At 63.6% G+C, this 22,206-nt stretch carries 19 protein-coding genes and 2 pseudogenes; 9 read left to right on the top strand and 12 right to left on the bottom strand.

Going from position 1 to position 22,206, the window contains the following annotated elements; translation table 11 throughout:
* Positions 1–157 precede the first annotated feature (157 nt).
* The 4 genes from trkA (at position 158) to PE061_RS13660 (ending at position 6,700) form a co-directional block, all read left to right on the top strand.
* A complete protein-coding gene (trkA, locus tag PE061_RS13675; RefSeq protein ID WP_092958864.1) occupies positions 158–1,540 on the top strand; it encodes a Trk system potassium transporter TrkA in 1,383 nt (460 codons plus the stop codon).
* Positions 1,537–3,039, top strand: a complete 1,503-nt coding sequence (locus tag PE061_RS13670; protein WP_092958862.1) for a TrkH family potassium uptake protein — start codon at positions 1,537–1,539, stop codon at positions 3,037–3,039. The genes trkA and PE061_RS13670 overlap by 4 nt, the downstream gene beginning before the upstream one ends.
* A gap of 134 nt (positions 3,040–3,173) precedes the next feature.
* Positions 3,174–4,976 (top strand): SLC13 family permease, encoded by a 1,803-nt coding sequence (locus PE061_RS13665; protein WP_092958860.1) that lies wholly within the window; start codon positions 3,174–3,176, stop codon positions 4,974–4,976.
* 500 nt (positions 4,977–5,476) lie between these two features.
* Entirely contained in the window at positions 5,477–6,700 is a 1,224-nt protein-coding gene (locus PE061_RS13660; RefSeq protein ID WP_271255823.1) for a tyrosine-type recombinase/integrase, read from the top strand.
* 32 nt (positions 6,701–6,732) lie between these two features.
* Here the strand turns inward: PE061_RS13660 and PE061_RS13655 are convergent, their stop codons facing one another.
* Positions 6,733–7,014, bottom strand: coding sequence for a helix-turn-helix domain-containing protein (locus PE061_RS13655; RefSeq protein WP_336296996.1), 282 nt, complete (start codon positions 7,012–7,014; stop codon positions 6,733–6,735).
* A 341-nt stretch (positions 7,015–7,355) separates the two neighbouring features.
* On the opposite strand from PE061_RS13655, the gene istA reads away from it, so the two are divergent.
* Together istA and istB (PE061_RS13645) are read left to right on the top strand one after the other, a co-directional pair.
* Entirely contained in the window at positions 7,356–8,870 is a 1,515-nt protein-coding gene (gene istA / locus PE061_RS13650) for an IS21 family transposase (protein ID WP_021238707.1), read from the top strand.
* Entirely contained in the window at positions 8,857–9,585 is a 729-nt protein-coding gene (gene istB / locus PE061_RS13645) for an IS21-like element helper ATPase IstB (protein WP_031304487.1), read from the top strand. Before istA ends, istB (PE061_RS13645) begins: the two co-directional genes overlap by 14 nt.
* A 115-nt stretch (positions 9,586–9,700) precedes the next feature.
* Here the strand turns inward: istB (PE061_RS13645) and PE061_RS13640 are convergent, their stop codons facing one another.
* The 7 genes and pseudogenes from PE061_RS13640 to PE061_RS13610 all read right to left on the bottom strand — a co-directional run bounded on the left by PE061_RS13640 (position 9,701) and on the right by PE061_RS13610 (position 16,741).
* Positions 9,701–10,267, bottom strand: coding sequence for a conjugal transfer protein TrbJ (locus PE061_RS13640; RefSeq protein ID WP_271255822.1), 567 nt, complete (start codon positions 10,265–10,267; stop codon positions 9,701–9,703).
* A gap of 11 nt (positions 10,268–10,278) precedes the next feature.
* Positions 10,279–12,717 (bottom strand): conjugal transfer protein TrbE, encoded by a 2,439-nt coding sequence (trbE, locus tag PE061_RS13635; RefSeq protein WP_271255821.1) that lies wholly within the window; start codon positions 12,715–12,717, stop codon positions 10,279–10,281.
* A complete protein-coding gene (locus tag PE061_RS13630; protein WP_271255820.1) occupies positions 12,711–12,980 on the bottom strand; it encodes a VirB3 family type IV secretion system protein in 270 nt (89 codons plus the stop codon). Before PE061_RS13630 ends, trbE begins: the two co-directional genes overlap by 7 nt.
* Entirely contained in the window at positions 12,977–13,312 is a 336-nt protein-coding gene (locus PE061_RS13625) for a TrbC/VirB2 family protein (protein ID WP_271255819.1), read from the bottom strand. Before PE061_RS13625 ends, PE061_RS13630 begins: the two co-directional genes overlap by 4 nt.
* A 3-nt stretch (positions 13,313–13,315) precedes the next feature.
* Positions 13,316–14,323 carry a P-type conjugative transfer ATPase TrbB gene (gene trbB, locus PE061_RS13620; protein ID WP_271255818.1) on the bottom strand — a complete coding sequence of 336 codons (1,008 nt, stop codon included), beginning with the start codon at positions 14,321–14,323 and terminating at the stop codon, positions 13,316–13,318.
* An 8-nt stretch (positions 14,324–14,331) separates the two neighbouring features.
* Positions 14,332–14,724, bottom strand: coding sequence for a CopG family transcriptional regulator (locus PE061_RS13615; RefSeq protein WP_271255817.1), 393 nt, complete (start codon positions 14,722–14,724; stop codon positions 14,332–14,334).
* A 3-nt stretch (positions 14,725–14,727) separates the two neighbouring features.
* Positions 14,728–16,741 (bottom strand): annotated as a pseudogene (locus PE061_RS13610) (conjugal transfer protein TraG).
* 239 nt (positions 16,742–16,980) lie between these two features.
* Between PE061_RS13610 and PE061_RS13605 the strand changes: the two are divergent.
* The 3 genes from PE061_RS13605 (at position 16,981) to PE061_RS13595 (ending at position 18,416) form a co-directional block, all read left to right on the top strand.
* A complete protein-coding gene (locus tag PE061_RS13605; RefSeq protein ID WP_271255816.1) occupies positions 16,981–17,271 on the top strand; it encodes a type II toxin-antitoxin system ParD family antitoxin in 291 nt (96 codons plus the stop codon).
* Complete coding sequence (locus PE061_RS13600; protein ID WP_271255815.1) at positions 17,268–17,648, top strand: type II toxin-antitoxin system RelE/ParE family toxin; 381 nt, start codon at positions 17,268–17,270, stop codon at positions 17,646–17,648. The genes PE061_RS13605 and PE061_RS13600 overlap by 4 nt, the downstream gene beginning before the upstream one ends.
* A gap of 102 nt (positions 17,649–17,750) precedes the next feature.
* Positions 17,751–18,416 carry a TIGR02117 family protein gene (locus PE061_RS13595; RefSeq protein ID WP_271255814.1) on the top strand — a complete coding sequence of 222 codons (666 nt, stop codon included), beginning with the start codon at positions 17,751–17,753 and terminating at the stop codon, positions 18,414–18,416.
* A gap of 113 nt (positions 18,417–18,529) precedes the next feature.
* On the opposite strand, the gene PE061_RS13590 is transcribed toward PE061_RS13595, so the two are convergent.
* The 4 genes and pseudogenes from PE061_RS13590 to PE061_RS13575 form a co-directional block, all read right to left on the bottom strand.
* On the bottom strand, positions 18,530–19,018 hold the full coding sequence (locus PE061_RS13590; RefSeq protein WP_271255813.1) for a VOC family protein: 489 nt from the start codon (positions 19,016–19,018) through the stop codon (positions 18,530–18,532).
* 678 nt (positions 19,019–19,696) lie between these two features.
* Entirely contained in the window at positions 19,697–20,425 is a 729-nt protein-coding gene (istB, locus tag PE061_RS13585) for an IS21-like element helper ATPase IstB (RefSeq protein WP_031304487.1), read from the bottom strand.
* Positions 20,412–20,957 (bottom strand): annotated as a pseudogene (locus PE061_RS13580) (Mu transposase domain-containing protein); the annotation flags it as partial. The pseudogene PE061_RS13580 and the gene istB (PE061_RS13585), both read right to left, overlap by 14 nt.
* A gap of 30 nt (positions 20,958–20,987) precedes the next feature.
* Positions 20,988–22,161, bottom strand: a protein-coding gene (locus PE061_RS13575; protein ID WP_420794306.1) for an IS3 family transposase whose coding sequence is annotated in 2 segments (ribosomal slippage) — positions 20,988–21,879 and positions 21,878–22,161 — 1,176 coding nt in all. Because the reading frame shifts where the segments join, the coding sequence is not laid out codon by codon here.
* Positions 22,162–22,206 lie beyond the last annotated feature (45 nt).

Below are 22,206 nucleotides of genomic sequence, written 5' to 3'. Positions count from 1 at the left end.
GACGAGGTCTCCGCAAGATCATGGATGAACGGGCACATGGTCATTGTTCCACGCTCGCGGGCAAGCCGCAACCCGTCTGCTTTCACCAAGGCGGCTGGGCCTTGCCCGGCCATCACGCTAAGAGCCGGCCCCACACAGCCGTGATGGGAGTCTGGTTATGAGAGTCGTGGTGTGTGGCGCCGGTCAGGTCGGAACGACGATTGCCCGGCACCTCGCGACGGAAGGTATCAACGTCACTGTGATCGACATCGACCACGAACAGGTTCGCCGGGTCGATGAAAGCTATGATGTGCGCGGCCTTGTCGGACATGCCTCGCATCCCGCCACGCTTCAGGAAGCCGGCGCGCGCGAAGCCGATATGCTGATCGCGGTTACGCATTCGGATGAAGTCAACATGGTAGCCTGCCAGGTTGCCTATTCGCTCTTCAATGTGAAACGGCGGATAGCCCGGCTGCGCCACGCGGGATATCTCGCGCAGGACAAGAGCGGCCTCTATGCCGCCGAACATCTTCCAATCGACATCATTATCTCGCCTGAGATCGAGATCGCGGACAGCATCGCCCGCCGGCTGCGAACACCTGGTGCGTTCGACCGGGTGCCGATGGCGGGTGGTCTTGTCGAGCTTCTCGGTATCCATAGCGGGACGGACTGCGCTGTCATCGGACGCCCGTTTTTCGAGATTGCCGAAGAGGATGAGGATGCGCGGATGGCCGTCCTGGCCGTGATGCGCGACGGGCGCTGCTTCGTCCCCGATGCGGATGATCGGTTGGCGGCTGGCGACGATGTTTATGTGCTGGCGCTAAGCCAACAGGTCGATGCCGTCGTCCGCGCATTCGGCCATAAGAAGCAGGCAGCCCGCAAGGTCGTGATCGTCGGCGGGGGCAATGTTGGCCTCCACCTCGCCCGGAAAATCCTGCGCGAATTTTCAGGGATCGACGTCAAGCTTATCGAACGCGATCAGGTGAGAGCAAGCGAAGCCGCGCGGGAGTTCGGCGATAGTGCAATCGTTCTCAACGGCGATGCGCTCGACCGGGAATTGCTCGCCGAAGCGCAGGCCGGCTCCGCCGATACGATCGTGGCGGTGACCAATGACGATGAAGCCAATATCTTCGTTTCGGTCCTCGCCAAACAAGCCGGCTGCAAACGCGCCATCACGCTCGTCAACAAGTCCAATTACGAAAGTCTGATCCCGACGCTGGGGATCGACGCGGTGGTGAGCCCGAGCGCGGTCACAATCTCGACCGTATTGCGGCATGTCCGGCATGGTACGATTTTCGCGCTCTACACCTTGCGTGAGGATTTTGGCGAAGTGGTCGAAGCCGAGATCAGCGAAGGCTCCCGGCTCTTGCGTCGTCCGCTGGGTCAGCTCGGCTTGCCCGCGGGCATGAAGATCGGTGCGGTTGTTCGGGACGGTGTTGCCATCATGCCTGACGATACCACACAGCTTGAGGTCGGCGATCACGTTGTCGCCCTGGTGACCTACAGCCACCTGCGCTTTGCCGAAGCCCTGCTTGGCACGCGGCGGAGACCGTTCGGATGAATGGCCGGTCCGCCGGCAAACTCGCGCGCGGGCCGCTGCTCGCAAACGGCATGAAACCGGTTCTCTATCTGATCGGACTGGTTCTGCTGTCGACGGCCGGGATGATGCTGATCCCGATGGCGGCGGATATCTATCTCAACAATTGTGACTGGCAATCTTTCGCCAGCGCCGCCGCATTGGCGGCTGCCATCGGTCTGACCTTTATGCGAATAGGACGGGCGTCGCTCCAGTCGGGACTGACGCTTCGGCAGGCCTTCCTGCTGACGCCGCTCTGCTGGCTCAGCGTCAGCATTGTCAGTGCCATGCCATTCTACTTTGCGGAGTACGGCATCGTCAGCCGCAGCATGGCCGATGCCTTCTTCGAGGCCGTGTCGGGCATTACGACCACCGGCGGCACGGTCATTACGGGACTTGAGAATGCGCCGCCGGGAATGCTGCTGTGGCGCGCGCTCCTGCAATGGATGGGCGGCATCGGGATCATCGCCACCGCGATCGCCATTCTTCCCGCGCTCGGCATCGGCGGCATGCAGCTCTTCCGCACCGAATCCTCGGATCGCTCGGAAAAGGTCATGCCGCGCGTGCGGCAGATGGCGGGCGCCATCGGTGCTGTTTATCTCGGCCTGACAGCGATTGCGACGGTCACTTATTGGCTCACCGGCATGCGCGCGTTCGATGCGCTAGCCCATGCTCTGACGTCGATCGCGACCGGCGGCTACTCCACCTCGGACGCTTCGTTCGGAAAGTGGGAGGCGAACGGCATTCAGTGGTTTGCCACGCTGTTCATGCTCTCGGGCAGCGTTCCGTTCGTGCTCTACGTCCGCATTCTGGCGGGCGATCATAAGGCGATCTGGGACCGGCAGGTGAAAACGATGCTGACCTTCGTGGCCATTGTCATCCTGCTGGTCGGCTCGTGGCTTGCCGTCTCTGGCCAATATGCGCTCGAGCCGGCTTTCCGGCACGCGGCCTTCAATGTCGTTTCGGTGGTGACGACCACGGGCTATGCAAGCGCCGATTATTCTTTGTGGGGCAATGCGCTGGTGGGATTGTTCTTCGGCCTGATGTTTGTCGGAGGATGCACCGGCTCGACTTCAGGCGGGATCAAGATTTTCCGCTTCGAGGTGATGGCGATCATGCTCAAAGCACATTTTCGCCGGCTGCTCTTTCCACGCGGCGTCTTTCCGCGATCCTATGGCGAAAGGCCGATCGGGGAGGAAGTCATCGGCTCGGTCGTGGCGTTCTTTGCAGTCTACTTCCTCTGCTATGCGGTCCTTACGATCGCGCTGATGGGGGTGGGTCTCGATTTTCTGACCGGAGCAAGCGGCGCCGCGACAGCTCTTTCCAATGTCGGACCAGGTCTCGGTGATGTTATCGGGCCGGCGGGCAATTTCGGTTCGCTTCCCGACGCCGCAAAATGGTTGTTGTCGGTCGGCATGCTGCTCGGGCGCCTTGAACTGTTCACCGTGCTCATCCTTTTCTTGCCGCGCTTCTGGCGTGGATAATTGCAAGCACGACGCAATAATCGCCGGCCGTGATCCGACGATAGGAAATCCCGATCCGTCCTTGCCCCCACGTCGGGGACCAGCAATCATTCCGGCTCAGGCCTTTTCCACCACAAAGACCCGCGAAGGAGCATATGGAAAACATAGTCACGACGCTTATGAACGATCATGCCCTCCAGGGTCTCCTCTTCGTCGTCGTGCTGTTTGCCGTCTTCGCAAGCGAGAGGCTTCCGCCCGTAACCGTCGCGGTCGTCGCCGCCACCGCCATGATCGCGTTCGGCTGGCTGACCCCGGCTCTCGTCACCGCGGCTTTTGCCAATCCGGCGCCGATCACGATCGCTGCATTCTTCATCCTGTCGGGTGCGCTGGTCCGAACTGGCGCTGTCGAAGCCTTGGCGAGCGCCATTGTGAGGCGAGCGCAGAAGGCGCCGCGCCGGACCATCACCGGCGTGCTTGCTGGCGCCGGGATCGTTCCCGCCTTCGTCAACAATACACCCGTGGTCATGGTCCTTATCCCGATCGTCCGCCGACTGGCGCGCACGGTCGGTATCCCGGCGACCCGTTTGCTGATCCCCTTATCCTATTTGTCGATCCTGGGAGGCACACTGACGCTGATCGGCACGTCGACCAATCTGCTGGTCGATGGCGTCGCGCGTGCGAACGGCCAGCCCGGCTTCGGCATCTTCGACATCACCGCCGTCGGGGCGGTCGCCATGGCGGCGGGTGTTATCATGATGCTGGTCCTTGGTCCGCCCCTGCTGCCCGCTCGTCCCGATAACGATATCGCCGACCGGCACCGCCTGGAATATCTTACCGAGCTGAGCCTGTCCGAACGATCGCCCGGCAAAATGCGGACAATTGCTGACCTGTCCTTTCTGAAGCGAGATGCCGTCCGGCTGATTGCGGTTCGGCGCGGTGGCGCGTTGCTGCGTGAGTTGCCGCCTGATATGCTGATCGAGCGCGGCGACCGGTTTGTCGTTGCGGCCTCTGCGGACGAATTGGACAGTCTGGCGCGTAGCAATTCCGTCGTTGTCGGCTTGCAGAATGTCGGCCAACCGATCCGGCTCGCCGAAGATGAACGATCAGATGACGTTCGGCTGGTCGGCCTCACCATCGCGCCGTCGCACCCTGCGATCGGTGGCCGGCTGGACCATATTCCCTTTCTATCGAACTTGCCGGCGCGTATACTCGGAATCGGGCGAGCGCGGCACATGCCCGGTCCGGATCTTGGTAGCGTGCGCTTGCGTGCGGCCGACAACCTCCTCGTGGCCGCAGAGGCGCCTGCTATCGCCGGTCTGCACGGCAACACGCATCTCATCGCCGAGGATACGAGCCATGTCCGGCGCTTCCGCCGCGATCGGGCGCCGATCGCGGTCCTTACGCTTGCGGGCGTTATCGTGCTCGCCGCGGCGTCCGTCGCACCGATCCTCTCGCTTGCCCTTATCGGTGTGGGCATCGTTCTCGTCACCGGCTGCATCGATCCCGCCGAGGCCTGGGAATCGATCGATGGCAGCGTTCTGGTGCTGATCTTCGCGATGCTCGCCATTGGCAGCGGGCTGGAAGCCATCGGGACCATAAACCTGGTTGTCGCCGCCGTGTCACCATGGCTGACGGGGCTTTCTCCTCTCGCGTTGATCGTGATGCTCTATTTTCTCACGTCGCTGCTTACCGAGACCGTCACCAACAATGCGGTAGCGGTCATCATGACCCCGATCGCCATTTCCCTGGCGCAGGTGACCAACCAAGACCCGCGAGCCATGATCGTCACTGTCATGTTCGCCGCGTCGGCCAGTTTTGCCACCCCGATCGGCTATCAGACGAATACGATGGTCTATGCAGCAGCCGACTACCGGTTTTCGGATTTCCTGAAGTTCGGTGTGCCGATGAATCTAGCCGTTGGCATGGCCACTTGCATCGCGATTAACCACATTATTTAGGGTTATAAAAATTCATTTTTGATGAAATTAATTATTACGAAAATATCATATTTTAATATTAAGACGAGATGAAATATTCTATTCATTGTTGATGGAGTTCTGAGGAATATCATCGCTATCCACGCTGCGAAGGCCGCCGCAGGAACTATCGTCGACGAGCTTGACGCGGAAACGGGAACCAGAGTCCGTATCGCTGCGCCAGCACCACCGGGCGCTACATCGTAGTGTTCCGAGGTGTCTGACGGCAACATTCGGCGGCAGGATGCGAAGAAAAGCGGTCCTAGCGTAGGAGAAGCGGCGACTCATATTCATCGCTTTCGTCCTGCTTGGGGCACCAGGAGCCCTTCCGCAGCGGTCCATATTTGCTCGCAAGTCATTATAAAATAGAGTAAAATATGCCATCGGTCATCCGCCGGTGTCCACCCCGATCCACCCGTTTCCGGGCATTTTGGGGGCCACGGTGGGGGCCACGAAACGGAAACCAAATCGGTGGCCCCCAAATGTCTCTGAAAGCCGCAGAAATCCGCGCCTCACAGCCACGCAAAAATGCGTATAAAATGGCTGACGAAAGGGGTCTTTTTCTCCTGATTCAGCCCTCCGGAGCCCGTCTTTGGCGCCTGAAGTATCGCTTTCGGGGTTATGAAAAGAAGCTAAACCTCGGAAAATACCCGGAAATCGGACTCGCGGAGGCGCGGGAACGGCGGGATGAAGCCCGCCGCCTGCTTGCCTCCGGTATCGATCCTGCTGTTGCCCGAAAGCAGGCCGCGCTCGAAGCTGCGATGAGTCAGGCAACAACGTTCCGCGTGGTGGCCGACGAATACATCGAGAAGATGGCGTGTGAGGGCAAGGCCGACTCCACGCTGGTCAAGATGCGCTGGTTCCGCGACCTGCTTGAGCCCGACATCGGCCACAGGCCGATCGCGGAGATCACCCCGCACGAACTGCTCGATGCGCTCCGCCGCGTCGAACGCCGCGGCCATCGCGAGACGGCGCACCGGCTCCGCGCGTTCGCCGATCGCGTGTTCCGCTATGCCATCGTTACGTTGCGGGCGACGGCAAGTCCTGCCGACATCCTCCGCGGCGCACTTACTGCCCCAAAAGTCACGCATCGTGCCGCCGTGCTCGAACCGAGAAAGGTCGGCGAGCTCCTGCGTGCGATCGACGGATATGAGGGTCGGCCCGAAACACGCATTGCCCTGCAGCTCGCGCCTCACCTGTTCGTTCGGCCTGGCGAACTCCGTAAGGCCGAATGGTCCGAGTTTGATCTCGACCAGGCGGTCTGGCGCATCCCCGGCGAGAAAATGAAGATGGCACAGCCACACATGGTGCCCCTGTCACAGCAATCACTCGAACTGGTCAGGCAACTGCGGTCCATTGCCAATCACGGCGTCTTTCTTTTCCCGGCGTTTCACACGAGCAAGCGCTACATGTGTGAGAATACACTCAACCAAGCCTTGCGACGGCTCGGCTACGCGAATGACGAAATGACGGCGCACGGTTTTCGGGCAATCGCCAGCACCTTTCTCAACGAATCAGGCCTTTGGAACCCGGACGCGATCGAGCGCGCGCTTGCGCACCGCGACCGCAATGCCGTTCGCGCAGCGTATCACCGCAGCACATACTGGGCGGAACGTGTGCGCATGGCGCAGTGGTGGTCCGATCACCTCGATGAACTGCGCGCAGGCGGGACGGTCATTGTCAGGAGCTTCGGCCGCGCGGGTTGAGTGCCGCCGCAAGCTTCACCAACATCAGGGAATCAGGATTGCCGGATCCGGGCTCGCCTGCTGTTGATGAGGGATTCCAGGCACTCCACCGGAATAAGTGTTGCGTTACCGATCTTGATCGTCTCGATCTCGCCGGCTGCGATCAACTCATAGAGTTTTGACCGCCCGATGCCGAGCATCGAAGCCGCAACGCGCACCCGCACAGTCAACGGGCGAAGCCGGGGATCGAAAGCATCCCTTGACAAGGACGGAACCGGAGTCTGGGGAATATTATTGGGATTTTCCTCACACCTGGATCGAACGCGGGCTCTCATGACCGTTCTCCCTCCCCTCGCCTCTGGCTGCGCCGAAAGCCACATCCAATCACAGCATCGAGGGCCGCCTCGGTGCGCAGGATGGCGCGGCCGATGGCTTCGGGAATCTGCGGCAGGACGGCGTCACCGAACGCCTCGACAATCAGGCTGGCAGCAGACGACCGCCTGCCATCGCCGAGCGCAACGCGCGTGCGAGCCACCCAGACGGAAAGTCCATCATCCAGCCTGAGGATCAGCGTGCAATAGGCACCCCCTTCGTGGGGTGATCGGCGTGCAAAAAGGACCCCTTCATCCCGGGGATTTAGTCGGCCGACTGGTTTTGATCAGTTGGCGAGAACGGGATGTTGATCGTGGAGACAGTGGTTCGGATTCGGCGTGAGCATGCAGCGGGTAAGGCGATCAAGGCGATCGCTCGTGACCTTCGTTTGTCGCGGAAGGTCGTCCGCAAAGCGATCCGGTCGCCGGAGGCGGCGTTCAACTATCAGCGCAAAGTCCAGCCGCTGCCGCGGATCGGTCCTTATCAGGATCGTCTCGATGCGCTGCTTGAGGAGAACGAAGGTCGCGGCCGCCGCGATCGGCTACGGATGACGCGTATCCATGACCTGCTGGTGCGCGAGGGGTTCGATGGATCCTATGATGCGGTGCGCCGCTATGCGGCGCGCTGGCGTGCTGCGCGGCGGAAGGATGCTGGCGAAGGCGCACCGGCGTTCATCCCGATGACCTTCCAGCCGGGTGAGGCCTACCAGTTCGACTGGAGCCACGAGGATGTGGAGATCGCCGGCAAGCCGATGCGGGTGAAGGTGGCGCATATGCGTCTCTGCGACTCGCGCGCACCCTATGTCCGGGCCTATCCGCGCGAGGGCCAGGAGATGCTGTTCGATGCCCATGCCCGGGCGTTCGCGTTCTTCGGCGGTGTGCCGCGACGCGGTATCTACGATAATATGAAGACGGCGGTGACGGCCGTGTTCACCGGCAAGGAGCGTGTGTTCAACCGCCGCTTCCTGATCATGACCGATCATTACATGGTCGAGCCGACCGCCTGCTCGCCGGCGGCGGGATGGGAGAAGGGCCAGGTCGAGCAGCAGGTCCAGACGATCCGAGGCCGCTTCTTCCAGCCGCGACTCCGGTTCGCCAGCCTGGCCGAGCTCAACGGGTGGCTGGAGGCCGAGTGCCGGCGCTGGGCCGAGCATCATGCCCATCCCGAACGCGGGGATATTACCGTCGCCGAGGCGCTGGATATGGAGCGACCGGCCCTGCAGCCGATCCTGGCACCGTTCGACGGCTTCCATGAGAGCGAGCATGCCGTCACCGGCACCTGCCTCATCAGCTTCGATCGCAACCGCTACTCGGTCATGTCGACGGCCGCACGCCGGACCGTTCAGGTGCGCTCCTATGCCGATCGCATCGTCATACGCTGCGGCGATGCGATCGTCGGGGAGCATGAGCGCCACTTCGGTCGGAACCGCACGATATACGATCCCTGGCATTATCTGCCGGTCCTCGCGCACAAGCCCGGCGCGCTGCGTAACGGCGCACCGTTCCAGGACTGGGATCTGCCGCCCGCCCTGCACCGATTACGGCGAAGGCTCGGCACCGGGGACGAGGCCGATCGCAGGTTCGTGCGGGTCCTCTCGGCGGTGCTCACCGATGGCCTGGAGCCGGTAGAGGCTGCCGTGCGCGAAGCGTTGGCGAACGGAACGGCCAGCGACGAGCTGATCCTCAACATCCTCTCCCGGCGCCGCGAGCCGGCGACACCCCACAGCATCGTCACTTCGGAAGACCGGATGCTGCAGCATCCTCCGCTCGCCGACTGTGCCCGCTATGATCTGCTGCGAGGCTATGATGCAGCGGCATGATATGATCGACACGATGCGCGGCCTCGGACTCAAGGGCATGGCGGCGGCGTTCGACGAGGCGGTCACCACCGGCCTCCAGCGCAAGCGCACCACCATGGAGATACTGACCGACCTGCTCCGTGCTGAGGCGACCCACCGGGATGCAGCCTCCATCCGCTATCGGATGACGGCTGCGAGGCTGCCCGTGGTGAAGGACCTGGAGCGGTTCAGCTTCGAGGGCACACCGATCAATGAGGAGATGATCCGCTCCCTTCACGATGGCTCCTTCCTCCCGCCTCGCCGCAATATCGTGCTGGTCGGCGGCACGGGGACAGGCAAGACCCACCTCGCCATCGCGATCACCGCCAATGTCGTGCGAAGGGGCGCTCGCGCCCGCTACTTCAACACCGTCGATCTGGTGACACGCCTCGAAGAGGAGACCCGGATCGGCAAAGGCGGGACCCTGGCGGCGCAGCTGTCGCGGCTCGACCTGATCGTGCTCGACGAGCTCGGTTATCTGCCGTTCGCCCGCTCGGGAGGGCAGTTGCTGTTCCACCTCATCAGCAAGCTTTATGAGCGGACCAGCGTCATCATCACCACGAACCTCGCCTTCGGCGAATGGCCGACCGTGTTCGGCGATCCCAAGATGACCACGGCGCTGCTCGACCGCGTCACCCACCACTGCGATATCGTCGAGACGGGCAACGACAGCTGGCGCTTCAAAAACCGCAGCTGACAGCCACCTTCGGCGCCTTCAAAAATCTATCTTGCGCTGCGCGCGCCTCCGGTCGGGCTACGCCCGCCCTCCGCCGCACGCAGCGCAAGGCCATCTTCAACAAACCAGCATCATATTATCCGAAAAGGGGGTCCCTCTTCGACGCCGATCGGGGGTCCCTTTTGAACGCCGTTTGACACGCAACGATGGCGGACAGCGCTTCAGCATCGTCGCGGACATTCCCGACGACCTGCGCCTGCACCTCCATCGCGTGACGGAACCCCTCCATGCCGGCATCGAGCCGCCTGCGGGCCTCGATGACGCGCCGGTCGGTGCTGAGCGCCCGGTCGTACTCCTCGGGGAACAGCGCGCGGAACTTCGCGTCCAGTTCGTCGAGCCGGAAGTCGATGAGCCGGGCCTGGTTCATCAGCAGGTCGATCTGGCGAAGCTTGCGCTGCAGTTCGGAAAGCTGGGGGAAGTCGATGCGCGACAGGTTCTTCGCCATATTGACGAGCACCTCCGCCTCGTTCTGAAGCGACCGGATCTGGTTGTTGATCTGGCTCAGTGTCCGCGCCGCGATGAGAAGGTTCTGCGCATAGTTGTTGCTGTCAAACACCGGCATCGCCTGTGCCGCGGGAACGACGAGGGCTGCAGAGCCCACGGCTCCAATGCCGAGCAGGCCGGCAACGATGAACGTCTTCATGTCTTTTCTCCTCATGGTTGCACCGGGGGAGCGGGAAAACCGGCGGCTGCGTCGGCCGCCCATTCGAGGCCGGCGCCGCTCAGGAACCGGCCCGCGAAGCCCTCTGCGCCGTGTTCGGCGAGAATCCTGTCGATGCGCTTTTGGGTTTCAGGATCGGATGCACCGCACAGCGTGCGCGCGATCGGACCGAGCTTCAGCTCGAACAGCCGGTTGCCGCGCGCCGACTGCAGGTAATACTGGCGCTTCGGGACGGCGCGGCTGATCAGTTCGATCTGACGCGCATTGAGTCCGAACCGTTCATAGGCGGCACGGGACTGCGGCTCGATCGCCCGGTCGTTGGGCAGCAGGATGTGCTGCGGGCAGCTCTCGATGATCGCCGGTGCAATGGTGGAATCTGCAATGTCGGCGAGCGACTGCGTTGCAAACACGACCGCGACGTTCTTCTTGCGGAGCGTTTTCAGCCATTCGCGGATGCGCGCGGCGAACAGCGGGTGGTCGAGGAACACCCAGGCCTCGTCGAGGACCAGCAACGTCGGCTTGCCCGTGAAGCGCTCCTCGAGCCGATGGAACAGATAGGTCAGCACCGGAGCGACGATCCCGGCATGTCCCATCAAGGCTTCGGTCTCGAAGCACTGCACGTCGGCAATGGCGAGGTCATCTTCGGCAGCATCGAATAGCCGGCCGAACGGACCTTCCAAGGTGTACGGGGACAATGCGACACGTAACTGCGCCGATTGCAGCAGCAGCGACAGGCCGGTCAGCGTGCGCTCTTCGACCGGGGCCGTGGCGAGATTGGTGAGCGCCGACCAGACCGATTCCTTGACCTCCGGCGTCACCAGCACCTTTTCGTGGGCGAGCAAGGCCCCGATCCACTCGGCGGCCCATGCCCGCTCGTCGGGCTGGTCGATGTGGCGCAGGGGCTGGAACGCGATCGTCTCGCCGGCGTCACCGCCAAGACCAAGGCCATGATGAGCGCCGCCCATCGCCAGCGTCGCCGCGCGCGCCGAGCGACCCATGTCGAAGATATAGACCTGTGAGCCCGGATAGCGCCGAAACTGCAAGGCCAGCAATGCGAGCAGGACGGACTTGCCCGCGCCTGTCGGCCCGACGATCAGCATATGCCCGACATCGCCGACGTGGGTCGACAGGCGGAACGGCGTGGAGCCGCTGGTTTCGGCGTAGAGCAGTGGCGGGCCGTTCAGATGCGTGTTGGCTGCCGGTCCTGCCCATACCGACGACAGCGGCATCAAGTGTGCGAGATTGAGCGTGTGGATGATGGGCTGCCGGACGTTGGCATAGACATGGCCCGGCAGGCTCGACAGCCATGCCTCGACGGCGTTAACGGTCTCGCGAATGCAGGTGAAGCCGAGACCGTTCACGATCCGCTCGACGGCGCGGACCTTGTCCTCGACGCGCGCACGATCCTCATCTGCAACGGTGATCGTCGTGGTCAGATAGCCGAACGCGACGTGATCCTGCCCAAGCGCCTGGAGCGCGAGATCGGCATCGACCACCTTGTTGTCGGCGTCGCTGTCGAGCAATTGGACCGGCTGGTTGTAGATGACCTCGCGCAGAAGCGCGGTGATCGACTTGCGCTTGTTGAACCATTGCCGGCGCAGCTTAGTCAGCACCTTGGTCGCGTCGGTCTTGTCGAGCGCAAGGAAGCGTGTCACCCAGCGATAGCCGAAATCCTCGTGGTTGAGCGCGTCGAGGATGCCGGGCCGGCTGGCGCCCGGGAATCCCAGGATCGTCAACGTCCGAAGGTGCTGATTCCCAAGCATCGGCTCAAGGCCGCCAGTCAACGGCGTGTCGACGAGCATCGCGTCCAGATACATCGGCGTCTCGGGAACACTGACGGCATGGCGCCGGGTCGATATGGTGCCATGCAGGAAGGTCAGCGTCTCGCTGTCGTCGAGCGCCCGGACCTCCGGCATGAAACCAGAGAACAGATCCAGCGCCCTATCCGTTTCAGCAATGAAGCCGGCGAGCGCCTGCCGCCAGTCGCGACCCTTTACGTCGTCGCTGCGCTCGACCAATGCGCGGCCCGCCGTGTCAACCTGGTCGGGCGGCGGTAGGAAAGTGAGCGTAAGATAGTAGCGGCTCTCGAAGTGCATCCCGGCGCTTTCGAACGCGGCGGCACGTTCCTCGTCGACAAGCCACGACACGGCATTGGGAAAATCGCTCACCGGATAGCCCGGCGCCTCCCGCCGCTCGGCCTCGACATGTAGCGCCCAGCCCGAGCCGAACCGCTTGAGCACGTTGTTCGCCCGCGCGCAGGCCGAAACCAGCTCGGCCTCGGTGGCGGATTCAAGGTCCGGCCCGCGAAACCGCAAGGTCCGCTGAAAACTGCCGTCCTTGTTCAGCACCACGCCGGGGGCGACCAGCGCCGCCCACGGCAGATGGTCCGGCAGCCGGTCGGCCTTCTGCCGGTATTCGCGCAAGGCTAGCATGACAGGTATCCACGTTGCCGGAGGTGACGGGCAAGCACCGGTGCGAAGTCGGGATCGCGCTTCGCCGCGAACACGGCGAGCGTGTGCCCGAGCGCCCACATCACGAAGCCCGCAATCCATTGCTGGAGGCCGAGCCCGAGCGCCGTAGCGACCGTACCGTTGACGATCGCGATGGCGCGCGGCGCGCCGCCGAGCAGGATCGGTTCGGCGAGCGCGCGGTGTATCGGCGCCTCGAACCCCTCGATGTGGGCACTGGCCGTCATGCGATCAGCGCCCCGCCGCCGAAGCTGAAGAAGGACAGGAAGAAGCTCGATGCCGCAAAGGCGATCGACAGGCCGAACACGATCTGGATCAGGCGCCGGAATCCTCCCGCCGTCTCGCCGAACGCCAGCGTCAGGCCGGTCACGATGATGATGATCACCGCGACGATCTTGGCAACCGGACCTTGCACCGATTCCAGCACCTGCTGGAGCGGCTCTTCCCACGGCATTCCCGAGCCCGCGGCCTGCGCGGTGGCGGCAAGCGCGAGCCCCGCAATCACGGCGATGCTGGCAAGGACGATGGATTGGCGATCAGGAATGCAAGACAGGCGCATTGGTCATTCTCCTTGAGGTTCGGGGGTTCGGTCAGGGGTAAGGTCGATCACGGCGTAACCGCCGTCGGGGTCGAGGCCGGCGACGCGTGCGATCGTCTCCACCCGGCGCGCGAAGCCGCGCCCGGAGATGAACACGATCATGTCGATAGCGTCGGCGATCAGCCGCCTCGGCACGGTGACGACACTCTCCTGCACGAGGCTTTCGAGCCGGTAGAGCGCGGAGATGGCGCTATTCGCGTGGACCGTGGCGATGCCGCCCGGATGACCCGTGTTCCAGCTCTTCAGCAGGTCCAGCGCCTCGCGGCCGCGCACCTCGCCGACGACGATGCGGTCCGGACGGAGGCGCAGCGTCGAGCGCACGAGATCGGCCATGGTGATGCTGCCGATGCTGCCAGCGCCAATCGAACGGGTGCGGAGCGCGACGACATCGCTCGCGGCGCATTGCAGCTCGCGCGTGTCCTCGATGATGATGACGCGCTCGTCCAAATGCGCCATCTCGGCGAGAAGCGCGTTGGCGAGCGTCGTCTTGCCTGACGATGTGCCGCCCGCGACAAGGATATTCTTGCGCTCGACGACCGCCATCGACAGCACCCGCGCCGTCTCGGCGGACATGATACCGTCGGTCACGTAGTCGAGCAGCGTGTAGATCTTCGCGGCGGGCTTTCGGATCGAGAAGCACGGCGCGAGACTGACCGGCGGCAGGACGCCCTCGAAGCGCTCCCCTGCCCCGTCCCCGTGCGGCGGCAGCTCCGCCGACACGATCGGCGCGTTCGCATGGACTTCGGTGCGGGCATGGGATGCTACCAGCCGGATGATGCGTTCGACCTGCGCGGGATCATAACGGGTGCCGGTGTCAATGCGGCCTTCACCAAGCCTGTCGAGACGCAAGGCACCATCCGGATTCACCATGATCTCGATCACGGCCGGGTCGGCGAGCGCAGTGGCGATTGTCGGTCCCATCGCGCTTTTCAGCATCGCGCGGCGACGCTCGAAGGAGACGATATCGCTCATCTCCGCACCTACGCCGCGTCGGCGGTATCGAGCGTGCGCTTGCCGGTCGCGATCTGGCGACCAAGCTGGGCAATAAAGCGCTCGAACCGCGCGTTGCCGGTGGCGAGCGCGGCGGCGTCGGCTTCGGGGAGCGGCGCGGTGACGGTGAGCTGGTAGCGCACGAACAGCGACAGCGCTTCGAGCACCACCTCGATGTCGCGGCGGCACGCGCCGATCTCGCGCGAGATGCGGTCGAGCCGGACCTTCAGGAGGTCGTCGACCTCCTTGCTCGCGCGGCGGGCAAGCCAGCTTTTGAGCGCTTCGTTGACGATGCGCGACTTGTTGCTGCCGCGCCGGATGACCAGCGCGCCCAGCGCATCGCTGAGCTCGCGGTCGATATAGAGGTTCTGCCGGACCTTCATCGCTTACAGACCCGGCAGGAGGTCCTGGGTCGGACCCTGGTTCATCGCATGACCGCGCATGAGCACGGCGCGCACGCGGTCCATGGCGCGCTTGTCGGCAGCAGCGTCGCCGTCGTCCTTGTCTGTATCGAGAAGTTCCAGCTGCTTGGGCGGTTCGGGCTTGGCGGCCTTTTCTTCAAGGCCCGGATGGCGCTGCTGCTGAAGGCCGCCCTCGTCCTCGGGCTTCGCCTCGTCCTCCGCCTTGACGAGCCGCATGTCGGGCGCGCGGACAAGGCCGCTCCAGTCGTTGGGGCGTGGCCGCGGACGATCGCGATAGGCGCCTCGCGCGAGGTCGGGCGGCAGCAACACGCGCCCGGTGAAGTTGGGGTCTTCGTAATAGCGCAGCTTTTTAGCCTTGATCGGCGCCATGCCCGATACAAGGACAAGCTCGTCGGCGGGTGGGAGCTGCATCACCTCGCCGGTGGTCAGCAGCGGCCGCGCCGTCTCCTGTCGGCTGACCATGACGTGCGCGAGCCACGGCGCGAGGCGGTGCCCGGCATAGTTGCGCATCGCGCGCTGTTCGGTGGCGATGCCGAGCGCGTCCGAAATCCGCCGTGCCGTGCGCTCGTCGTTGGTCGCGAAGCTCACCCGGACATGGCAGTTGTCGAGAAGCGAGTTGTTCTCGCCGTAGGCCTTTTCAATCTGGTTGAGGCTCTGCGCCACCAAGTAGACGCGCACCCCGTACCCCGCCATGAAGGCAAGGCTCGTCTCGAAGAAGTCGAGCCGCCCCAATGCCGGGAACTCGTCCAGCATCATGAGAAGCTGACGCTTGTGACCTTCACGCGGCATCGAGCGTCTCCGTCAGCCGGCGGCCAATCTGGTTGAGCACCAGGCGCACGAGCGGCTTGGTGCGGCTGATGTCGGATGGCGGGATGACGAGGTAGAGCGAGACGGGGTGATCGGCCTCGACCAGGTCGGCGATGCGCCAGTCGCAGCGTGACGTGACCGCCGCGACGGTGGGGTCGCGGTACAATCCCAGGAACGACATCGCCGTGGACAGGACGCCCGAGCGTTCGTTCTCCGACTTGTTCAGCACCTCGCGCGCCGCCGACGCGACGACGGGATGGACCTGCGGCACGTCCGCCGTGCCGAGATGATTGGTGGTCATCATCCGGCGCAGTGTCGTCGTGAACGAGCGTTGCGGGTCGGAAAGGAAGGTCGCAACCCGCGCTAAAGTCTTTTCTTCCTCGGCGTAAAGGACGTGGAGGATGACGCCGACAAGCAGGCTGTGGCTGGTCTTTTCCCAGTGGTTGCGGCGCTCGAGCGCGCCCTCGGGGTCGACGAGGATATCGGCAATGTTCTGGACGTCGCGGACCTCGTTCTCGCCGCGGCGCACTTCAAGCAGCGGGTTGTACTTGGCGGATGCGGGATCGGTCGGGTTAAATAGCAATGCGTGGCTGAATCGCGACCGCCAGCCGGCGGTGAGATTCCAGTTCTCGCCCTTGATGTCGTGGATGACGGCAGAACCGGTCCAGCTCAACAAGGTCGGGATGACAAGGCCGACACCCTTGCCGCTCCGCGTCGGGGCAAAGGCCATGACATGCTCCGGGCCGTCATGGCGCAGATAGCGGCCGCGCAGCTTACCGAGGAACACACCGGCGTCACGGTGCAGCCCGGCGCGTTCGACCTCGCGCTTCGTCGCCCAGCGCGCCGAGCCATAGGTGGTGACATGCCGCGCCTGTCGCGCGCGCCACAGCGAACCGGTGATGGCCGCCGCGCAACCGAGAAAGCCGCTCGCTCCGGCGAGCGCACCCGCCTTGTTGAAGACGTCCGGCGCATAGGCCTCGAACGAATACCACCACCGGAAAATCTCCCAGGGGCGGTAAACCGGCGTGCCCGCGAAGGTGAACCACGGGGCTCCCAGCTGCGGCTGATAGCCGAGCTGCGCGGCGCACCACTGCGTCGCAGCCCATACGCCGAGAATGACGATGGCAAACACGACAAGGATCTGGCCGACAAGCAGCTTGGTCGGGGTCACGAAAATGCTCCGGGAAGAACGGGGTGCTCTGACCCGGCAAGACTCGCACCAGGTGGCTCGCGAGCGTTAGAGCCTCTCTGCCGTCACGGACCGCCTTTCTGCCGACATTTCAGCGATCAAAGGGGTCTACGCGTGCCGCAGTGTCCGTCCGCTGCCATATTGGGGCGTCCAAGTCGGCATTGGCATAATATGCTAATGATGCTATATACGCCCCGGAAGCGAGCGAGTAGAGACTGCAGATGCCAACCCGAAATGTCGTTCTGACTGATCATCAGAAGGATGTGATCGAAACGCTGGTGCAGTCCGGCCGCTATCAGAACGCCAGCGAAGTGCTGCGTGAGGGCCTCCGGCTTGTAGAACAGCGTGAGCGCGAAGATGCGCTCAGGCTCGAGGCGCTGCGCGAAGCCGCACGCACCGGCCTTGCCGACATCGCCGCGGGCCGATTCCGTGACGTCGCACCTGACGGGATCGACACCCTCATTGTAGAGTTCGGTGCCGAAGCGGGCAAACGCGCGGGCGCCCGCGCTTGAGCCGGGCGATCCGGCTCGCTGCGGCGGCCGAAGCCGACATCATCGATATACTGGAGCAGTCGGAAGCTGATTTCGGCCTTGCGGCGCGGCAGCGCTACGAGCGGCTGCTGGCCACGGCGCTGCGCGACATCGCCGAAAGACCCGAACGGCCAGGGAGCGCGGCCCGGCCGGAAATCGGTAGCGGCATCCGGTCGTGGCACCTGCGACAGAGCCGTGAACGTGCACGCGGACCGGGCGGCCCGGTCCGCAGGCCCCGGCACCTGATTCTCTATTCCATCATCGATGACGCAACCGTAGGCGTGATCCGGATCCTCCACGATGCAATGGAACTTCAACGCCATATCGGCGAGAATAGCGACGACCCTGAGGACGTCTGAAGCACCGCTTCAAGCGATCAGTTGGTGACCAGGAGGGTGCAGAAGTTCGTCATCCGCAAATAAATGGCGCGATTACTCGCGAACCCAATGAGGAGACTGCGGTTGTTGCGTTGGATACGAAGGGGTCTGCTCTGTCTTGCGACGCTTCCGCTCATCTATCTGCTTGCCGCCCTTGCCGGGGCACTGATCCCCGCCAACCTCGGCTGGTCGCCCCCGACCCGCGGCGTCCAACTGTACATCCTCAGCAACGGCGTCCACACCGCCATCGTGATGCCGGTGCGCGCCGCGGGTATCGATTGGGGGCAGCTGATTCATCCATCACATCTGCAGCGCCCCGATCTTGCCGGCGATCATCTTGCCGTCGCCTGGGGCCAGCGCGAGTTCTACCTGACGACGCCCGAATGGTCGGACCTGCGCGCCGGTGTGGCGCTGCGGGCCCTTGCCGGGCGAGGCGGTACGCTGATGCACGTCTATCACCTTCGGGCACCTCGCCCCGCGCCCGACCAACGGCCCCTGCTCGTGACCGAGGACCAATACCGGCGGATCGCCGGCTTCATTCTCACGAGCTTCCGCCTGACGGAAGGGGCGCTCGTCCCGCTCCCGGGCTACGAGGACACCGACAGTTTCTACGAAGCTCGCGGCCGGTACAGCCTTTTCCGGACATCGAACGAATGGACCGGCACCACGCTGAGACACGCAGGCGTGCGCGTCGGCATCTGGACACCGTTCGCCCAAAGCCTCATGTGGCGCTTTCCCGTCAAGGCGTGACCGGCCGCGCTTTGCCGCATGGGCCGGAGGCCGGCCCCGCTCGACAGATTCTTCGCAGTCGTCGGAAGGCCGCCGTTGCCATGCACGCCCTCGATCGGCTGATCGTCTGCGCGTCAGCCTTCACCTCGCCTCGCTGCCTCAATCTTCGCGACGTCGATCTTCCGCATCGTCATCATGGCCTCGAATACACGCCTTGCGACCTTCCTGTCCGGGTCGGCGAACCCTTCGCTGAGCACGCGCGGCGTGATCTGCCAGGAGAACCCCCAGCGGTCCTTGCACCAGCCGCAAGCGCTTTCTGCACCGCCGTTATCGACGATCGCGTTCCAGTAACGGTCGGTCTCCGCCTGGTCCTCCGTCTCGATCATGAACGACACGGCCTCATCGGGCTTGAACGCGGGACCACCATTGAGACCGACGAACGGCCTCCCGAGAAGCGTGAACTCCACCGTCAGTTCGTCGCCTTCCTTACCCGACGGGAAGTCGGCGGGAGCGGTTACCACCCTGTCGACATGGCTGTCGGGAAAGACGTTCGCGTAGAATTCCGCGGCCTTGCGCGCCTCGCCGTGGTCGAACCACAGGCAGTTGATGATCTTGCTCGCCATATGTTTTCTCCAGTTGCCCCTGTCGTTCCTGAATGGTTCTCCCCGGTTTCGGGTTCCTCTGAGCCAGGGTCGAGGCGGTTCCGTCACTGCCATTCGCCATGATCAGCCACGAAATTCTCCCAGGTTTTTTACCATACATATCAACGTTTTTGCTTTTGATTCTGATTATAGAACCGCCCACATAAAAAAGGTCGCGCAAGAAAACGGGAGAGAAGCATGCTGGATAGTGAAAAGGACCGTCGAAGCCGACACCGGAAGGGATCGAGGGGCTGACCTGAGCGGTCAATCGAAGAGGGGCCGCCCGATCAACACCCGACCGGTGCGGACACGATGCAATCACATGACGGAGCCGGGCCCGGCATAGACCGGGCGGCCGCGGATCGAGACCTGCTGACCCATTTGCTGACACTTGTCAGCGGCAGGCACCATGCACGAAAACTGGCGCTTGCGCTGATCGGCGAGCTGCGCACGCTTCCCCGCGTGCTTGCCGCAGACAGGCCTGTCAAACGGCGTTCAAAAGGGACCCCCGATCGGCGTCGAAGAGGGACCCCCTTTTCGGATAATATGATGCTGGTTTGTTGAAGATGGCCTTGCGCTGCGTGCGGCGGAGGGCGGGCGTAGCCCGACCGGAGGCGCGCGCAGCGCAAGATAGATTTTTGAAGGCGCCGAAGGTGGCTGTCAGCTGCGGTTTTTGAAGCGCCAGCTGTCGTTGCCCGTCTCGACGATATCGCAGTGGTGGGTGACGCGGTCGAGCAGCGCCGTGGTCATCTTGGGATCGCCGAACACGGTCGGCCATTCGCCGAAGGCGAGGTTCGTGGTGATGATGACGCTGGTCCGCTCATAAAGCTTGCTGATGAGGTGGAACAGCAACTGCCCTCCCGAGCGGGCGAACGGCAGATAACCGAGCTCGTCGAGCACGATCAGGTCGAGCCGCGACAGCTGCGCCGCCAGGGTCCCGCCTTTGCCGATCCGGGTCTCCTCTTCGAGGCGTGTCACCAGATCGACGGTGTTGAAGTAGCGGGCGCGAGCGCCCCTTCGCACGACATTGGCGGTGATCGCGATGGCGAGGTGGGTCTTGCCTGTCCCCGTGCCGCCGACCAGCACGATATTGCGGCGAGGCGGGAGGAAGGAGCCATCGTGAAGGGAGCGGATCATCTCCTCATTGATCGGTGTGCCCTCGAAGCTGAACCGCTCCAGGTCCTTCACCACGGGCAGCCTCGCAGCCGTCATCCGATAGCGGATGGAGGCTGCATCCCGGTGGGTCGCCTCAGCACGGAGCAGGTCGGTCAGTATCTCCATGGTGGTGCGCTTGCGCTGGAGGCCGGTGGTGACCGCCTCGTCGAACGCCGCCGCCATGCCCTTGAGTCCGAGGCCGCGCATCGTGTCGATCATATCATGCCGCTGCATCATAGCCTCGCAGCAGATCATAGCGGGCACAGTCGGCGAGCGGAGGATGCTGCAGCATCCGGTCTTCCGAAGTGACGATGCTGTGGGGTGTCGCCGGCTCGCGGCGCCGGGAGAGGATGTTGAGGATCAGCTCGTCGCTGGCCGTTCCGTTCGCCAACGCTTCGCGCACGGCAGCCTCTACCGGCTCCAGGCCATCGGTGAGCACCGCCGAGAGGACCCGCACGAACCTGCGATCGGCCTCGTCCCCGGTGCCGAGCCTTCGCCGTAATCGGTGCAGGGCGGGCGGCAGATCCCAGTCCTGGAACGGTGCGCCGTTACGCAGCGCGCCGGGCTTGTGCGCGAGGACCGGCAGATAATGCCAGGGATCGTATATCGTGCGGTTCCGACCGAAGTGGCGCTCATGCTCCCCGACGATCGCATCGCCGCAGCGTATGACGATGCGATCGGCATAGGAGCGCACCTGAACGGTCCGGCGTGCGGCCGTCGACATGACCGAGTAGCGGTTGCGATCGAAGCTGATGAGGCAGGTGCTGATCTTCCTCCGGTTGTGCGGACACTAGGGTTAGCCCGTCATGCGTTGCTCGGCCTGTTCGGGGGTGAGATACCCGAGCGCCGAGTGCATGCGATGCCGATTATAATAGCCTTCGATATATCCGAACAGAGCCTGCCGGGCTTCGACGTGCGTTGCCCAGCGGCATTGATGGACCAGTTCGACCTTCAGCGTATGAAAGAAGCTCTCCATCGGCGCGTTGTCGTAACAGTTTCCGGTGCGGCTCATCGACGCGGTCGCGCCGATCGCGGTGAGTTGATCGACATAAGCCCCGGCGGCATATTGCGATCCGCGATCGGAGTGATGCACGAGTCCGCGTGCTGGTCGCTGCCGTTGGGCGGCCATCATCAACGCAGCGAGCGTCAGTTCGGTGCGCATGTGATCCCGCATCGCCCAGCCCACGATCTTGCGCGTCGCCAGATCGAGCACGGCCGCCAGATACAGCCAGCCTTCGCCGGTCGGGATATAGCTGATATCGGCCAGCCACACGCGGTTCGGCGCCGTTGCTTCGAAGCGCTGCGCTAGCAGGTTCGGCGCGATCGGCAGGTAATGGCGGCTGTCGGTCGTCGAGGGCCGAAAGCGGCGACCGGCAAGCGCACGAATGCCGTGACGGCGCATCAGCCGCTCGACACGACCGCGGCTGCAGCCGCGCCCTTCCGCGCGCAGCGCGGCATGCATCCGGGGACTGCCGTATCGCCCGGAATGCCGCGCCTGGATCCGGCGGATATCGGCGAGCAACACGGCGTTCTCCGTCATGCGCATACTCGGCGGTCGATCGCGCCAATCGTAATAGCCGCTGCGCGACACACCGAGCATGCGGCACATGACGCTGACCGGCCAGGGGCCAGCATGGGCGCGGATGAACTGGAACTTCACCGTGGCATCTCCGCGCAAATGCCGACCGCTTTTTTAGAATGTCGCGCTCCATGCGCGTGCGATCGAGCTCGCGGCGTAGCCTGGCAATCTCCGACGCCTGATCCGCCGGCGACGCCATCGACGATGATAGCGGCTTCGCCGCAGGCACTGTCCCCTTGATCTCCAGTGCCCGTTGCCAGCGCCTCAACATCGTCGGCATGATACCCAACTCACGCGCAACGTCGGCCTGCATCCGACCGCTCGTCTCCCATAGCGTCACCGCCTCGCGCTTGAACTCGTCCGTGAAATATCGCTTCCCAACCTTTGCCATCTTACACCTCCTGGCTCCAATGAGCCCTTCATCGGTGTCCGCGCA

Origin of the sequence: Sphingosinicella microcystinivorans, assembly GCF_027941835.1 — a bacterium.
GTDB lineage: Bacteria > Pseudomonadota > Alphaproteobacteria > Sphingomonadales > Sphingomonadaceae > Sphingosinicella.
Note: the sequence above shows the minus strand (reverse complement) of the source record. Positions and strands in the feature narration are given on the sequence as shown.

Coding starts and splice junctions, on each gene's coding strand:
- trkA (WP_092958864.1), top strand. CDS start 158: ATGAGAGTCGTGGTGTGTGGCGCCGGTCAGGTCGGAACGACGATTGCC.
- PE061_RS13670 (WP_092958862.1), top strand. CDS start 1,537: ATGAATGGCCGGTCCGCCGGCAAACTCGCGCGCGGGCCGCTGCTCGCA.
- PE061_RS13665 (WP_092958860.1), top strand. CDS start 3,174: ATGGAAAACATAGTCACGACGCTTATGAACGATCATGCCCTCCAGGGT.
- PE061_RS13660 (WP_271255823.1), top strand. CDS start 5,477: ATGTCTCTGAAAGCCGCAGAAATCCGCGCCTCACAGCCACGCAAAAAT.
- PE061_RS13655 (WP_336296996.1), bottom strand. CDS start 7,014: ATGAGAGCCCGCGTTCGATCCAGGTGTGAGGAAAATCCCAATAATATT.
- istA (WP_021238707.1), top strand. CDS start 7,356: ATGTTGATCGTGGAGACAGTGGTTCGGATTCGGCGTGAGCATGCAGCG.
- istB (WP_031304487.1), top strand. CDS start 8,857: ATGCAGCGGCATGATATGATCGACACGATGCGCGGCCTCGGACTCAAG.
- PE061_RS13640 (WP_271255822.1), bottom strand. CDS start 10,267: ATGAAGACGTTCATCGTTGCCGGCCTGCTCGGCATTGGAGCCGTGGGC.
- trbE (WP_271255821.1), bottom strand. CDS start 12,717: ATGCTAGCCTTGCGCGAATACCGGCAGAAGGCCGACCGGCTGCCGGAC.
- PE061_RS13630 (WP_271255820.1), bottom strand. CDS start 12,980: ATGACGGCCAGTGCCCACATCGAGGGGTTCGAGGCGCCGATACACCGC.
- PE061_RS13625 (WP_271255819.1), bottom strand. CDS start 13,312: ATGCGCCTGTCTTGCATTCCTGATCGCCAATCCATCGTCCTTGCCAGC.
- trbB (WP_271255818.1), bottom strand. CDS start 14,323: ATGAGCGATATCGTCTCCTTCGAGCGTCGCCGCGCGATGCTGAAAAGC.
- PE061_RS13615 (WP_271255817.1), bottom strand. CDS start 14,724: ATGAAGGTCCGGCAGAACCTCTATATCGACCGCGAGCTCAGCGATGCG.
- PE061_RS13605 (WP_271255816.1), top strand. CDS start 16,981: ATGCCAACCCGAAATGTCGTTCTGACTGATCATCAGAAGGATGTGATC.
- PE061_RS13590 (WP_271255813.1), bottom strand. CDS start 19,018: ATGGCGAGCAAGATCATCAACTGCCTGTGGTTCGACCACGGCGAGGCG.
- istB (WP_031304487.1), bottom strand. CDS start 20,425: ATGCAGCGGCATGATATGATCGACACGATGCGCGGCCTCGGACTCAAG.